The organism is Caballeronia sp. HLA56 (genome assembly GCF_054655155.1).
Window position 1 is genome coordinate 628,653 of sequence record NZ_BAAHOB010000001.1, and the last position, 15,315, is coordinate 643,967.

The 15,315-nt window shown below is 59.7% G+C and carries 13 protein-coding genes; 1 reads left to right on the top strand and 12 read right to left on the bottom strand.

Annotated features, from left to right (window positions below):
- Positions 1–182: 182 nt before the first annotated feature.
- From ACYQ47_RS02945 to ACYQ47_RS03000, 12 genes are all read right to left on the bottom strand, one after another.
- Positions 183–1,163 carry a UDP-glucuronic acid decarboxylase family protein gene (locus ACYQ47_RS02945; protein ID WP_309849839.1) on the bottom strand — a complete coding sequence of 327 codons (981 nt, stop codon included), beginning with the start codon at positions 1,161–1,163 and terminating at the stop codon, positions 183–185.
- A gap of 21 nt (positions 1,164–1,184) precedes the next feature.
- Complete coding sequence (locus tag ACYQ47_RS02950) at positions 1,185–2,144, bottom strand: glycosyltransferase family 4 protein (protein WP_250510021.1); 960 nt, start codon at positions 2,142–2,144, stop codon at positions 1,185–1,187.
- Entirely contained in the window at positions 2,131–3,195 is a 1,065-nt protein-coding gene (locus ACYQ47_RS02955; RefSeq protein ID WP_459904410.1) for a glycosyltransferase family 9 protein, read from the bottom strand. Before ACYQ47_RS02955 ends, ACYQ47_RS02950 begins: the two co-directional genes overlap by 14 nt.
- Positions 3,192–4,259, bottom strand: a complete 1,068-nt coding sequence (locus ACYQ47_RS02960; protein WP_459904411.1) for a glycosyltransferase family 2 protein — start codon at positions 4,257–4,259, stop codon at positions 3,192–3,194. Before ACYQ47_RS02960 ends, ACYQ47_RS02955 begins: the two co-directional genes overlap by 4 nt.
- Positions 4,256–6,001 carry a carbamoyltransferase family protein gene (locus ACYQ47_RS02965; protein WP_459904412.1) on the bottom strand — a complete coding sequence of 582 codons (1,746 nt, stop codon included), beginning with the start codon at positions 5,999–6,001 and terminating at the stop codon, positions 4,256–4,258. The genes ACYQ47_RS02960 and ACYQ47_RS02965 overlap by 4 nt, the downstream gene beginning before the upstream one ends.
- Positions 6,002–6,013: 12 nt before the next feature.
- Positions 6,014–7,198 (bottom strand): lipopolysaccharide heptosyltransferase II, encoded by a 1,185-nt coding sequence (waaF, locus tag ACYQ47_RS02970; protein ID WP_459904413.1) that lies wholly within the window; start codon positions 7,196–7,198, stop codon positions 6,014–6,016.
- Positions 7,174–7,764: a D-glycero-alpha-D-manno-heptose-1,7-bisphosphate 7-phosphatase gene (locus ACYQ47_RS02975; RefSeq protein WP_459904414.1), complete on the bottom strand. Its 591-nt coding sequence runs from the start codon at positions 7,762–7,764 to the stop codon at positions 7,174–7,176. Before ACYQ47_RS02975 ends, waaF begins: the two co-directional genes overlap by 25 nt.
- Positions 7,761–9,041 carry a glycosyltransferase family 4 protein gene (locus tag ACYQ47_RS02980; protein ID WP_459904416.1) on the bottom strand — a complete coding sequence of 427 codons (1,281 nt, stop codon included), beginning with the start codon at positions 9,039–9,041 and terminating at the stop codon, positions 7,761–7,763. The genes ACYQ47_RS02975 and ACYQ47_RS02980 overlap by 4 nt, the downstream gene beginning before the upstream one ends.
- 189 nt (positions 9,042–9,230) lie before the next feature.
- Positions 9,231–10,139, bottom strand: coding sequence for a glycosyltransferase family 2 protein (locus ACYQ47_RS02985; RefSeq protein ID WP_459904417.1), 909 nt, complete (start codon positions 10,137–10,139; stop codon positions 9,231–9,233).
- Positions 10,136–10,855, bottom strand: a complete 720-nt coding sequence (locus ACYQ47_RS02990; RefSeq protein ID WP_459904418.1) for a PIG-L deacetylase family protein — start codon at positions 10,853–10,855, stop codon at positions 10,136–10,138. Before ACYQ47_RS02990 ends, ACYQ47_RS02985 begins: the two co-directional genes overlap by 4 nt.
- Positions 10,856–10,930: 75 nt before the next feature.
- Positions 10,931–11,938 (bottom strand): hypothetical protein, encoded by a 1,008-nt coding sequence (locus tag ACYQ47_RS02995; RefSeq protein ID WP_250493378.1) that lies wholly within the window; start codon positions 11,936–11,938, stop codon positions 10,931–10,933.
- Positions 11,939–12,100: 162 nt separating this feature from the next.
- On the bottom strand, positions 12,101–13,717 hold the full coding sequence (locus ACYQ47_RS03000; protein ID WP_459904420.1) for an FAD-dependent monooxygenase: 1,617 nt from the start codon (positions 13,715–13,717) through the stop codon (positions 12,101–12,103).
- A 220-nt stretch (positions 13,718–13,937) separates the two neighbouring features.
- On the opposite strand from ACYQ47_RS03000, the gene ACYQ47_RS03005 reads away from it, so the two are divergent.
- Positions 13,938–15,266: a hypothetical protein gene (locus ACYQ47_RS03005; RefSeq protein ID WP_459904421.1), complete on the top strand. Its 1,329-nt coding sequence runs from the start codon at positions 13,938–13,940 to the stop codon at positions 15,264–15,266.
- The last annotated feature ends 49 nt before the right edge of the window (positions 15,267–15,315 follow it).

Consider the following 15,315-nt stretch of genomic DNA (forward strand, 5'->3'; position numbering starts at 1 on the left):
GTCGAGTAGTTCGTCTGCGTCGACGAACGTGAGCATCGTAATCAGTGCACCGGTTCCACATGGCAACCAGAAGGGATGATGCATTAGCCCATCCGTAAAGCAGGCAAGACCTGCGTTTCGCTTGTCTTCAAAGCGAAGGCCGCCTTCAATTCTCTGAAAGCGGCCTTCGTCCTACCTCGCATTCAACTGGCCAACGTCGCCATCGTGCGTTGCGCCTCGGTGATTTGGCGGAAGTACCGCGCCGTACGCTGCAAGCCTTCATCGAGTTCCGTCACGGGTTGCCAGTCGAGCAGCGTGCGCGCCTGCGTGATATCCGGTTGACGATGCCACGGATCATCCATCGGCAATGGATGAAACACGATCTCGGAACTCGAACCCGTCAACGCGATGATGCGTTTGGCAATGTCCAGCATCGAAAGTTCGTGCGGGTTGCCCAGATTGACTGGACCCGTGACGTCATCGGGCGTGTTCATGAGGCGGATGAAGGCGTCAACCATATCGTCGACATAACAGAAGGAGCGCGTCTGCGTGCCTTCGCCATAAACGGTGATAGGCTCGTTGGCGAGCGCCTGCATCATGAAGTTGGATACCACGCGGCCATCGGCGGGATGCATGCGCGGCCCATACGTATTGAAGATTCTCGCGATCTTGATGTTGAGGCCATGCTGCCGCCGATAATCCATGAAGAGTGTTTCGGCGCAACGCTTGCCTTCGTCATAGCAAGAACGCGGACCGATAGGATTTACATTGCCCCAATAAGCTTCTTGTTGCGGATGCACGCGTGCGTCACCGTACACTTCACTCGTCGATGCTTGAAAGATGCGCGCCTTCACACGTTTGGCGAGACCCAACATGTTGATCGCGCCATGCACGCTCGTCTTCGTGGTTTGAACGGGATCGTACTGGTAATGAATGGGTGAAGCGGGGCATGCGAGGTTATAGATCTGGTCCACTTCCACATAGAGCGGAAACGTCACGTCGTGGCGCATCAGTTCGAAATTCGCGCTGTCCAGCAGATGCGCGATGTTGTCCTTCGTGCCGGTATAAAAATTGTCGACGCACAAGACATCGTGTCCTTGAGCGAGCAGGCGTTCACATAGATGCGAGCCGAGAAAGCCCGCACCTCCCGTGACCAGAATGCGCTTGCGAAAGGCTTCCTTCATGGCTGTTCTCTAAAATGATGTTTAGCTGCAGACGTGACGCAGCGTGGCTTCCCACTCGGCTGCGAAGCGATCGATATGAAAGCGTTCCAACGCCACCTTGCGTGCACCTTCACCGAGCCGGCGCGCCTCGGCGGGATCGCGTAGAAGATGTTGCATGGCATCGATCAACTGGTCCGTATCGGTATGGATGAAGCCGCTCTCGCCGTTGCGAATGACGGTTGCAAGCTCGGTCGTCGCGAGGCCGACAATAGGCATGCCTATCGTCATCGCCTCGACGATTGCGAGACCGAGGCTCGTCCAGCGAATCGGATTGAAAAAGAAGCGGTATTGCGCGCTGAAAGACGCGAGATCGAGATTGCCGATCTCGCCGAGTCCTCCCGCTGCGTGAGCATCCATGCCGACTAGGTCGAGCGGCACACGCCGCGCGGCTTCGGTGAATACATCGTGACCGAGCCTGCGTCCACGCTGCTTCAGATGATTGATGATGACAATGCCGCGTTCTTTCTCGCCGCTATAGCGCACGCTGTCGGGCACCACGACACCATGTTCGATCACCTGCGTCGGCGTCTCGCCGCTGTCCCACATGAGGCGGTTGAAGTGGGTCACATGCACGAGCAGCGTGTCGCGATCTTGCACCCAATGCCGTTGTTCGAAGGCATTTTCCTGCGGCGGATCATGCTCGATATAGACGCGCGGCAAGCGGCGTTGTGCATTGCTCAAGAGGTTCAAGCGGTCGTCGTCCCAATGCGTGCGATGCTGAAAGAGCACGACATCGAAATCTTGCGAAGCCACTTCGTCATAAGGCACTTCGTGGACATTGTCGCCCCACGGCAAGACGCCGACCTTGCCCGCGTAGCCCGGAGGATGGCCGGGCTTCGTGACGAGATAGAAGTCGTGCTTCGCTTGACTCAAGTAGTACATGTAGTTGCCGTGCACGTGCCATGTCAGAACACGCAGGCGTCGGTTGTCAGCAGTGAGCATGGATCGGGGCCATATGGAATCGAGGTTCGAGCAGCTGCGCATGTGCGACATCCAGTACCTGTGCAACACTGATATTCAGCGCGCATGGATGCCCATACGGGCAGTCGCGAAACGAGCAGGGACGACAGGACGGATAATCCGCCAGCACGCGATGACGTTCATGGTCGAGCGGCGCCCAGCGGCGCGTGTCGCTACCTGACGCGATGACCGCGCTTTTCGTGCGCATTGCCGCCGCGATATGCGATATGCCGGTGTCGTTGCAGACAACGAGTTGCGCCTTCGCTACGAGCGCGGCGAGGCCGCCTAGCGATGTCTTTCCGGTCAGGTCGATTGCATCGCAGCCTTCCAATGCCTGCGCTATATGCGACGTGATCGGCGCTTCTCCCGCGCTGCCAGTCAATGCGATCTGCCAACCCGCATGGGCAAGCGATAAAGCCACTTGCGCAAAGCGTTCGGCGGGCCAGCGGCGTGAAGGCAGTTGCGAACCCGCATGCACGAGCACGAGTCGCGTGGAATCGAGTTCATAAGCATCGAGCAACCCGGCGCACTCTTGGATGTCTTCGTCGCTCAACGGGATGTCGAGATCGGTATGGCTTGCATCGATACCGAGCGCATCCATCAGCGCGTTATAGCGTGCTATCTCGGGTAGCGTATCGGGCCAGGGAATGAAGACGCCTTCGCGCATCGCTTCATCAGGCTTCAGATAGCCGGCGTTCAAACGCGCGCCCATTTGTTCGACGATATCGTTCGCCACACCGCCGCTGCCATGCAGCTGAATCGCAAGATCGAAGCGGCGCTCCTGCATCGCGCTCCAGAATGACGGCAAACCCGCATCGGTTTCTTCCTGCTCGGGAAAACCGACAGCGCCGGGAAAGGGAACGAGTTCATCGATCAGCGAACGATAGCGCGTCACGAAACTGCTTGCCCACGGTAGCCCTATCAGCACGATATGCGCACGCGGATGAGCAGCTCGTAACGCGCGCAACGCGGGGACGCAGCAGAGCATGTCGCCAAGCTGCAAAGCCCTGAAAATAGCGATGCGTTCGATCATACGAACACCACGCGAAATTTGAAGGCGCCGTATAGCCGCCAGTAGATCGAGAGAAACGGAATCCACAGCGACGTCCACGCCATTTCGAGCACGTGCGATGGCGTAAGCGCTGTCTTCATCAGGCGCTTTACACAGAACCAACCGCTCATGGCGAGCCACGCAATCACGCAGGCAATGGCGAGCGAGTTGAAACGCAGTGCGTAAGCGACGATGGCCGCCACGACCACCGCGAGCATCATGTAATACAACACGGGCGGCGTGCTGCGTATGCGCGATCTGAACAACGCAGGATGCTTCTTGTAAAGCAACGCATCGAACTGACTCTTCTTCTGTTGCGACAAGCTCACGCCCCAACGTGCGGGGCGCACGGGGTGCAACACCATCGCATCGTGCGAACGGACGATATGCGCGCCGCTGCGCAGGAGCTGGAATTGCAGATCCGAATCTTCGCGCCACGCATATGTAAAACGCGCATCGAATCCGCCTATACGGTCCATCGCGGAGCGCTTGACGAAGGTATTGGCCGTTGCGAACTCCGCGCTTGAAAGACCTGCCGCGTCCTGCTCGTAGTCGGTCGGCCGCGCGGGAAGCGGCACGACGATGCGTCCCGACACCGCATCCGCGCCGGCATCGAGCGCGGCGACGCCCGCACTTAGCCACTGCGCATCGGGGATAGTGTCGTCATCGGTGAATGCGATGAAACGTGACTGCGCCGCATGCCATCCCGCGTTGCGAGCACCCGCAGGCCCTTGCGTCGCGGTGACGGGAACATAGCGAATACGCGGACCGCGCGGCTCGGTTGTCTCGCATTCGCGCGCAAGCGCCATGACCTTGGCGCGCGTGGCATCATCGGGACCGTCGTCGCAGACGATGATCTCGTAACGCGATGCGCGCATGTCCTGCGCCATCACCGCGCGCAAGCATCGTTCGAGCATGTCGGGACGACGATAAGTCGGCACGACCACGCTCACGTCGTACGCAAATGATGATGGCGTTACCGCGCTCTCGCTCCTCTCGAAAGCGTCGGCGCCATCGAAGGTAAAGCCGCCGGAAACCGTGCTCATGCATGTGCTCCGGGTTTTTCGATCAAGAAAGAACCGATGACGAGCGCATCCAGCGGCGACGTCCAGAAAGATTCGAGCGCATCGCGCGGCGAGTTGACCATCGGTTCGCCACGCGTGTTGAACGACGTGTTGACGAGCACCGGTACGCCCGTGCGTGCCTTGAATGCGGCGAGCAGGTCGTAATAGAGCGGATGTTGCGAGCGGTTCACGGTCTGTACGCGCGCAGTGCCATCGATATGCGTCACGGCCGGAATCTTCGGCTTCATCTCTTCGCGCACGTCGAAGACGAAGAGCATGAAAGGCGCCACGCATGCATCGACGAACCAGTCGACCGCATGTTCTTCCATGACCACCGGCGCAACAGGACGGAAGTCTTCACGATCCTTGATCTCGTTGAGCTTCGCTTGCATGGACGGATCGATCGGCGATGCAAGTATCGAACGTGCGCCGAGTGCGCGCGGTCCGAATTCCGTGCGGCCCTGATACCAACCGATCACGCGATTCCGCGCGAGCAGATCGGCTGTTTCGCCCGCGACGTTATCGAGCTTCCGATACGGCGCCTTGGCCCACTTGAGAAACTGTTCGACTTCATTGTCGTCATAACGCGGGCCGAGATATGCGTGATCCATGCGCCATTTGCGGCTGCGGTCGCCTTGCTTCTCTCGTTCGCGATAGTCCGTCCAAAGCGCCGCGCCCAGCGCGGTACCGGCATCGCCGGCCGCAGGTTGCACCCAGATCTCTTCGAACGGGCCACGGTCGCGCAGACGCGCGTTCATCACGCAATTGAGTGCCACGCCGCCTGCCATCGCGAGCTTCGATAAACCAGTTCGCTCGCGCAACCACTTTGCCAATTCGAGCGCCGTGTCTTCGAGCACGATTTGCAACGAGTGCGCGATATCGTAATGATGCTGATCGAGCGGACCGCCGCGCTCACGACGCCGACCGAAGCGTTCTTCCAGGCGCGGGGCATCGACGGTATAAGTGCCGTCATGGCGATATTTCACGATCTCGCGAAACTGGTCCACGTAAGCCGGCTTGCCGAACGAAGCCAGCGCCATGACCTTGTACTCGTCCGAGGAATGCAGAAAGCCCAGATAGTCGGTGACGGTCTCATACAGCAGCCCGAGCGAATGCGGCAGTTCCACCTGTTTGACGCGCTCGTACTGTCCGTTGACGAATTGCCCGAGACTCGTTGTTACGCCTTCACCGCGTCCGTCCATGGTAAGCACGGCGGTATCTTCGAAGGGCGCAGCGAGAAACGCGCTCGCTTCATGCGACAGATGATGATCGACGTAATGCCAGTCGAACCGCGGCGCGCGGCCGCCGCTTGTGAAATGCTTCTTCAGATGATGCGGCGCTCCATCCACCAATTGACCGCGCGCATTGACGATATAGCTTAAAAAAAGCGGGTCCCAAGGCGATTCGGATGGGTTGCCGCTCGAATGCTCGGACGGCATGAACGGCAACGCAATGCTCGCTTTAGGCTGCCGTGGCATGGCGGAAAGCAAATGCGGGTCGTATGAATAGGCGACATGATCGACATCCGCCAGTTCGATACCAGCCTCTTTGAGGCAATAGTCGATAGCGTCGAAGGGCAATTGCCATGTCGAAAACGGCACCGGACGCTTCGCATGCTTGACGTGCGTGAAGCGTTCGTCTTCCGCTGCCGCAACGACGACACCGTCCTTGATCAGCGCAGCCGCGCTGTCGTGATAGACCGCATTGATTCCGAGGGTGTACATGGAAAGCGAACCTTATGGATGGATCGAGAGAGGGGCGGCAGCGTCTGCGCGGGCATCGCAAAGCGACATGACAGCGTCGATTACTTCATCGACGCTCACGCCGAGGAGGCACAAATGATGTCCTTCGGGACAGATGCTGCGATAGCACCACCGGCACGGCACATCGTGATTGAGCACGTTATGCGGCGTCTGCCATGGCGTATGTTGCGGATTGGTGAGTGCATAGAGATCCACTACAGGCGTGCCGAGCGCAGAGGCAATATGAACGGGACCGCTATTGTTTGAAACAAGGACGCGTGCGTGCTTCACGAGAGCGGCCAGTTCGCCGAGGTCGAGTGCGCCCGACAGGTCGCTGATGCCGCCGTGACCGCCGCTTACCTCGCGACACAATTCCGCTTCGCTTGCCGAGCCCGTGACGACGACTGGCCAGCCCGTGCGCGCGTTGAGCGCTTGCGCGACCTCCGCGAAGCGGTCCGGCGGATAACGACGCGATGCTGCCGTTGCACCTGGATGCATCATGAAAAAAGGCCCATGAAGATCGATACCGCGCGCATCGAGCTTCTGCGCAAGCGATGCCTCATCGCCGTCGCGAACCGTGAAGCGCATGCGTCTGTCATCGGCGCGTGCGCCTACCTGAGCGACCAACGCAAGCTGACGCTCGACCTCGTGACGTGTGCCGTTCTGCGGTTCAGTTTCGGCGACCCAGTCGGTGAGCAAACCGTAGGGATTCTCGCGGCAATGCGCCAACCTTCGAGGGATACCCGCAAGATGACAAAACATTGCAGCAGGCAAAGGATTCTGGCTATAGACCGTGAAGATCACGGCGGCATCGAAGCCGAGCGTTCGAATGCGTTCGAGCATTGCAAGATCGCGACTCGCGTCGATGGGCGTGTCATGCTTGACCCACGGCGCGTCATACTCGATCACGTCATCGATATCTTCGACGAAGCGCGCGGCCATCGCACCCGAACGCGAAGCAAGCAAGCTCAGATGCCGTCCGGGATACGCATGTTTGAGAGCGTGCAGAGCAGGCGTCGTCATCAGCACGTCGCCAAGATTGTCGGTACGTACGCAGAGGATGCGCTTGACGTTTTCGCCCCAGACGCCTTGCGGACGCGACTCCGGTGCGCGCGCGTGAGGCGCGATGGCGACGACAGGGATTCGCTCGCGCTTCACGCTGCAAGCTCCCCATGCCATGCCGCTTCGATCATGCGCGCTGCTTCGTGCATGTCTTTCGCAATGGCGTCGGGCTCGCGCAGTGGGCCACGCTGCCATAACGTTTCGTTGCCATTGTCTATAAGCACGGCGCGGCAACCTGCACGATGACCCGCTTCGACATCGTCGAGTATGTCTCCGACGAACCAGCTTCGTGCAAGATCAAGACCGAGGTCACGCGCCGCGCGTTCGATCATGCCGGGCGCTGGCTTGCGGCATTCACATATTTTCCGGTATTTCGCCACCGTTCCTCGTGGATGATGCGGGCAGAAGTACACGCCAGCGAGTCGCGCGCCTGCGCGCGCCGCAAATTCATGCAGCGTGCGTTCGACATCGACGAGCGCCGCTTCATCGAACTTGCCAAGCGCCACGCCGCTTTGATTGCTGATAACGACGACCGGTATGTCCATGCGTGCGAAGAGCGCGAGCGCATCAACGGCGCCAGGTGCAAGACGCATCTTCAGCGGGTCGACGTTGTAAGGCACGTCGTCGAGCAAGGTGCCGTCCTTATCCAGAAACACGGCAGGGCGAAGGAGTGTCGGCTTCATGCGGAAGCGCCACCGTAAGCACTGCGCTCATCGAGCACGGTGTTCGAAAATTCCACTTCCGCCACGCGCGCATAGACGCGTTCGAGCGCTTGCGCGACGCCGGTCCATGTGAACATCGAGCGCGCACGTTCCAACCCCGCCGCGCCCATGCTTTCGGCGAGCGCGGGATCGCGCTTGAGCATGGCAAGCGCGACCGCCAGTGCATGCGGGTCTTTCGGCGGAACGAGCAGGCCAGTCTCTTGATGAGCGACCGAGTAGCGAATGCCGCCCACATCCGCGCCGATTACAGGCGTGCCACAGGCCATGGCCTCGAGCGGGGTAATGCCGAAGGGCTCGTACCAAGGCGTCGTGACGAAGACATCCGCCGCGTTATAAAACTCCTTCAAACGCTGGCGTCCATGACGTCCGAGAAAATTGACGCGGTCTTCCACGCCGCATTCGCGGGCTATTCCGCGCAGTCTGCCGATTTCCGGTGTCGCGATTTCGTTGGCCTCATCCGAGTTGCCGCCGATCACGTAGAGATGCGCGTCTTCGTTCAACTCGCGATTGCACACGCCAATCCCGCGCACGACATTATCGATCCCCTTGCGCGGCACCATGCGCCCGAGTTGCAATGCAATGAACTTGTCCTGCGGCCAGCCGAGCCGCTCGCGCGCTTCATGCTTGTTGATCGGATGAAACTCCGCGCTGTCGAAGCCGCATGGCACGAGGTCGATCCGCTGACGCTCCGCCTGATATAGCGCGATGAGATCGGCAGCATCTTGCGGACATTCGGCGATAACGGAATCCGACTCGCGAACGAGCGCATCTTCTATGTCGAAGCGCTCGTCGGGAAAGCCATCGCCTGCGCCTTGATGAATGCGTCGCACGCGACCGAGCGCGTGGAACGTGGTGACGAGCGGCGTGCCGAGCGCAGCCTTGATTCGCATGCCGACGAGTCCCGACATGAAGAAGTTTGCATGGACCACGTGATAGGGCGTTTCCTCTTTCTCGAAGAACCCGATCATGAAGCGCGCGAATTCGTTCATGAACGGAAGTAATTGCTCCTTGGGCAATTGCACGGGCGGCCCTGCCGGAACATTGATTACGCGAATTCCTTCGAAGCGCGAGACAAGCGGAAGTAAAGAACGATCGCGACGCGTGAACACATCGACTTCATGACCGCTGCGTGCAAGTTGCCGCGCTACGTGCGCGACATAGATGTTTTGTCCGCCGCTATCGACGCCGCCCGCCACTGCGAGTGGAGAAGCGTGTTCACTGATTAGTGCGATCTTCACTGTGCCCGTCCCCATCACGAAGGTCCAAAGTAGGCTCGTCGCGCTTGATCGTGCGAGTCCTTCGGAGTCTTGGAGTTAGAGCATTCGTTGTGCCACTGAAATGGAAATACGCAGAATCGTTTGTTCGTTGTCGGACGAAAGCAATTTCGTTTTGGGTTCGCACACGGCCGAATCCGTGCTGGTGCGCTTCTATATCGCGCTGGCAGTGGATGAGCGGCGCCGGTCGTCATCGCGGACGACGGCGCGCATCAGTAGGACGCTGCGTGCAACCACGCGCCGTTTCGACAACGCCCACGGCAAACCGCGCAACATTGCGAGCGAGTCGCGTAAGAGCGTGCGTTCACGCCGCATGATGAAGAAGGCATTCAGACTTGAACGCAGCGCTTCGGCAAGCGGCAGGCGCAACCATGCGACCCATGCCTCATTCCGCGCAAGGAGACGCCTACGCAGCGCACTATCGCGTATTTCCGATGGATGGTGATGTAGCACGAGCTCATCGGCATAGACGAGCGCATGGCCGCTGCTCAGAATATCGAGTGCTAGAAGCGACTCTTCGCCGCCAATGAAAAGCTTCGGCTCATATCCGCCCATTTCGCGGTAGACGCTTGTGCGGAATACGCTCGCACCCGCCATGAAGCCGATCAGCGCGGGCCCCGGCAGCCCATGCGACCCGAGCGGACTCACGCGCATGCGCTCGCAGGTTTCGTCCGTCGATTCGGCATCCCCGACGACCACGCGAGCGCTTAAAACAGCCACGCGAGGCGACGCGTCTAGTAACTGTACTGCGCGTGAGAGCGAGCCAGCTTGCCACCAGGTGTCGTCATCGCAAAAGGCAACGTATTCGGTCTGTACACGCGCCACGCCGAGATTGCGTCCAGCCGCGCCCATGTTTTTGGACGCAATCACGAGATCGACCGAGGGAAATTTTTCTGCAATACGGCGGGCCGTATTATCGGAGGAGGCATTGTCGACCACCACGATACGAACGGGATCGGGCAGGGCGGCAAGTTTTGCGATCGTGCGCAGTACGACATCGGCACGATTATAGGTAAGGACGACAACGCTAAGGCGTACGGACGAGACGTCGTGCGCGCTCATCGGCCATCCTCGCTACGTTCGAGCGTCCAGTAGCGCTCAGGAAGAAAAACGTCGTCATAGCCGCCGGGGCCGAAGGCCTTCAGTTGGCTCGTATAAGCCTGCACGGCGTTTCTCTTGGCTGCATGCGCGCGTTCGGCATCCGCGGGATTCGTCGCGGCGGCTTCATAAGGCGTTGCATCGATGCCGATGCCGTGCAGATCGACGAGACGCCGCTGCACCAGACCGCGCATTCGCCGATATAACCCTTCCTCATAGCCGATGCAGGCGAGCGCGGGATATTCGAGCCATGCATCGCAAGCGGCAAAGTGCGTGAGCGCATGGTCCGAATGAAACAGGCCGAGTGGAATCAGCAGAAGATCAGGGCGATATTCGCGCACCACATGCAGCAGTGCATCGCGAATCGCCGCGCGCGTCGGTTTTGCCGACTCCGGCGCATGCGGCACATATTGCGAATCGAGAAAGCCGAGATTGACTGAACGCGCGCTTAGCAATCCGAGCGCCCGCTCGTCCTCGTCGATGCGTGAGCGCATCGCTTCGTGAGCGCTACTGAAACCGCAATGCTTGTCCCATTCCGTTGTCAAATCTTCTTCCGGGCTACCGGTGAAGACATTGCAGACGATAGTCTCGTCGGATGCAGCGAGCAGGGCGCCGCAACCGAAGACGGCGTCGTCGAGATGTGGCGAGACCAGGAGAACACGGGAGCGCATTTCAGGCATGGGGACAGGTCCACTTGCGAATGACGGCAGCTGCGTCGCAATCGCCGGACCCGCCCGCCTTGCGTTTGCGCCATGTCAGAAGCGCACGCCGATACCCGCTTCGATGATGTCCGAATCGCGGTCATAACGCGTGACCATGCGATTCCATGTCAGACGCGCAAGCCATCGGTCGGTAAACCGATAACTCGCCGATGCCGATACCACTCCCGCGAAACGACCGTCGCCCGTGCGGTTTTGCGGCAAATCGTCGTTCTGCGTGATCGACAAATAAGGACCCGCGCCCACGCCGAGCGTGAGCCTGTCGTTGAAGAATGCGCGCGTGGCCCAAAGCTGTGCCGCAATGCCATCGCGACGCGACTGCACGTGACCGCCTTCGTGCAGATACGACGCGGTGAAGTCGACGTAATGCCACAGTCCGCGCCTGTACTCGACGCTCTCCGAGAGATTCGATTCTGAGTCTAGACTGTTGAGGATCGTGCGCCCGAGCATGACCGTAACTTCGTTGCTGGTGACGTTCGTGCTGCGCGACGGCGCGTAGGCGCGCGGACCGCGACCATCTGGTGCGTCGAGCTGGTAGCCGATACCGAACAGAAGCGCGGTCGTGTCCGGACCGCCGAACGCCTGCACGCGGTTGAGCTTCATCTCCGCGATCCACCGGTTATCGAAGTAGTACGCGGCGCGCAACGTGAACATGCCGCCCCAACCGTGCGAATTCGAATAGCCGCTGCCGGCTTCCGCTTGGCTCGTATCGAAGTAACGGTAGGGACCGGCGCCCGCGGAAAGTTCGAGCCGGTTATTCCAAAGCGGCAAGCGGCCCCACAATTGCACGGCCTGACCATCGCGATGATGATCGGGAATGTGGCCTTCGTTGAGCCACGAAAAACTCCAGGCCGCATAGCGTCCAAGGCCTTCCCGATAGTTCGCTTCCCATGAATAGCTGTTCTGGCTGCTGCTCTTGAGCGGCCCAGCGAGCACCGAGAATTCCTGAGCTTGTGCGCTTGTGACCGTGCCCGCAAGGGCAGCGCCAGCAATCGTCCAGGCAGCTAACTTGCGAGATCGTCTTTTGATCGAAGTAGTAGTCATCAGGTGGAGTTGAATGCGCATTGTTTGCATTGGCAGCATAGCGGCTATAAGCGGCTTTTGCCCAGATGACGCTTTATCGAATGTTCATGCATGGAGTCGATGGCTCGACGCGGTGCCTTTGGGAGCTGTCCTCGGCACTGTAAAACGTTTGCGGAGGCGAATTCACGCGCGCTGCGGGCTTCCGAGCGTTGTGATGAGCCATGATTCAAGCGTCGTCGCGCTAGCGCCTCTGAAACCGATATGACCATCCGGACGCAGGGCCCAGATCATGCCGCTGCGCGCGCCGAAAAAAGCCGCAAATTCACCCGCCGCATCTGCGAGAACGGCGTACGTCTCGCTGCATTCAGGCGATTTTCCCGCCGTAATCAGCACCGCATTGCCTGCGTCACCCAGCATATCGCGCCACGCTTGAAACGCTGCGTCGAACGATTCGCGTGAGTCGCCGTTCATGTCGCGATCCAGATACCCGATGAGCGTATGCCGCCCGCGACCGATATGGTCGCGCAGTCGCACGGCATGCCCGACGAACGCTTCAGCGAGCCCGCCGCATTCCGGTACGCGATCCCCAGGCGCGGGTAGCCCGGGCGCAATCTGCGTGTTGATCTCGTCGTTTGCATCCGCCACGATTGCACTGCCGCGATATCCGACGAGCAACTGTGTTTCGCGCATCACGGGCCGCACTTCGCCATGCACGAGCACGGTGTTCAAGGCGCGGCTCGTTGCTTCGACCACATCCAGTCCGACCGGCCGACGTTCGGCTTCGTAGCTCGACAACAGTGCTTCGCTCGCGATACCGCGCGCCACGAGCGCGAGTTTCCACGCGAGATTGTGCGCATCCTGCAAGCCTGTATTCATGCCCTGGCCACCGACGGGCGGATGAATGTGCGCGGCATCGCCCGCAAGGAACACGCGTCCGCTCGTGTACTTTTGCACAATGCGATGACTCACGCGGTACACGGACGACCACCGCATCGACGAAAGCCTCGTTCCCGGCGGAAGTAACGGCAGCATGATGCGTTCTACGTCGGCGAACGCGGGCGCGGTTTCATTGACGAGGCGCGCGGCATCGTCGTCGCCAAGGATCATGGAGAGGCGATAACGGCGGGCCGAACCGCGCACCGGCAGCGCGGCAATCGTCGTCGCACCACGAACGCCTTCCACTGCGGACAGGTTGAAACGCAGCATCGGTCCGCGCTGAACGTGCCAGTCGACATCGAGATCGGCGAGCATGAACGTCTGCGGATACTGCCCGCCTTCGAACGGTACGTTCAGATGATGCCGCACGGTGCTGCGTGCGCCGTCGCAACCGACCAGCCACCGGCAGCGGATTTCACGCATGGTGCCGTCGGCGTCTTGCATGCGAGCGAGGACGCTGTCGCCGGTATCGTCGAAATCGATGAGGGTTGTCCCGTAGTGGACGTGCTCGCCCATACGCGCGAATGCCGCTTCCAGAATGCGCTCGGTTTCATATTGCGCGAGTGAGAGTGCGCCATAAGGCAGGCCCTCGCGCGGTACTTCGACGCTGAAAGCCAGCGTGCCGTCTTTATAAGTATCGGCGCCAGTGAGCCAGACACCCGCATCGATGGCTTCACGCGCGATGCCCAGATCGTCGAAGACTTCGAGCGTGCGCGCAGTCACGCCCAACGCCTTCACGAAAAACGCGCGGTTGGCGCGCGCGTCTATCACTCGTGCGTCGATGCCGTCGCGGCGCAGTTCGGTTGCAAGGAGGAGACCGACAGGTCCCGCGCCGGCGATAAGAACGTCGATGGTATCGGGCATGGCGAGCGTTCTCCTGAGCGTTCAGCCGAGGTCGTTTTGCGAGGATAACCGTGCATGCGTCGCCGCGGCTAGTGGATTTATGGCGCATGAAAGAAGGGCATGTATTCGCACGCGTCCTACACTTTATTTGAAGCACGCGGCTCGCTCAATAATTTGCAATTTCGACCCGACGGTTGGCTATGCTCATGCCTTCATTTCCATTTACGCTGGTTTAGCAATCATGGTCACGCTGGTCAGTTGTTTCTTCGATCGCAACGCTCACGAATCGCTCGTCAATCACGCGGAATATTGCCGTCGCGCGGGTGCTCGTCACCGCTTCGAGCCGGTCGCGGCGGGAGCTGCATCGCTTGAACTGAGGATCGTTTATAAATATCAGTTGCTGTGCGATCTCATGGTCCGCACAGCCGATAACGAGCTCTTGATCTTCGCTACCGAGAACGCGCTCTTCCTGCGCTTCGACGATTTCGAATCAATGATGGCCGGACGCGATGCCCTCGTGACGACAGGCCATTTCGGCATCAACAGCGAGATAGTGGTGCTGAGAAATACCGAAGGCAATCGCGTCATTGCAAGGAGCATGGCCGCGAAGGCTCGGGCGTATTACGACTATGGCCAGTTCGTCACGGAAGATCAATTGCTCGAAGCGCTGCCCGTGCAAAGCGAAGCCGATAGCGTCAACGAAAGATTCCCGATCGTCTCGGCGTGTTCGACTCAGTTTCCCGAACTGAACGCTTCCCCGATCGTGGCGTTGTCGCTTGTCTTCACCCCGCGCCTTTATAGCAAGTACGGGCCGCGCTGGGGAACGACGCTCGCTCGGCATGTGAACGCGTGTCACGCTAGCGCACAGCGGTTCTTCGAAATAGCGCCGCCCGAAGGCGTGTCGTCTGAAGCGCTGTCGATCTATCAGCCAGGCCAGCGTATCGCCGTGGTCATGCTGTACACACCGAACATAGCGAATTACGCATGTTTTGGCGAAGCGAGCCTGCGTGATTACTGCGAAAAGCACGGCTACACCTTGTACATGCATCGCGAGGTGCCGGCCGACTTTGCTCGCGAAGCGTGTGGCAACTGGGCCAAGCCATTTCTGCTCAGCAAGTACTTGCCGCATCACGACTGGGTCTTCTGGATCGATGCCGATATTCTCGCGACCAATCGCACCGTCAAGCTCGAAGACTTCATGGAGGGACGCGAGCGCGTGCTGAGCGCGGATATCGCCGGCTGGCCTTTCAACTCCGGCGTCATGGGCTTTCGCAATACCGACGTCAACGCGCGCGTGCTGCAGGGCACGCTCGACCGTATTCGCGGGCTGGACGATCTAAGCTGGACCTTTTCCAATCATGGCGATCAGGCGCACTTCATGTTCGAATTTGAAGCGAATGGTGTCTTGCCAGCGCGGGAATCGACCGAATTGGTCAGTTTCCGTGAACTGAATACGCCTTGGTATTACGCAGACCAGAACACGTTTCTCTGCCATTTTCATGGCATCGGCAGCGAGTTGCGGATGCTGTTCATGTCCATGAAGGGCGTGCCCGAAGGCGGGTTCGACTGAAGTCTTTCGCGCACTTCAAGCGGGAGCCGCGCACCAACTTGAACGCTGC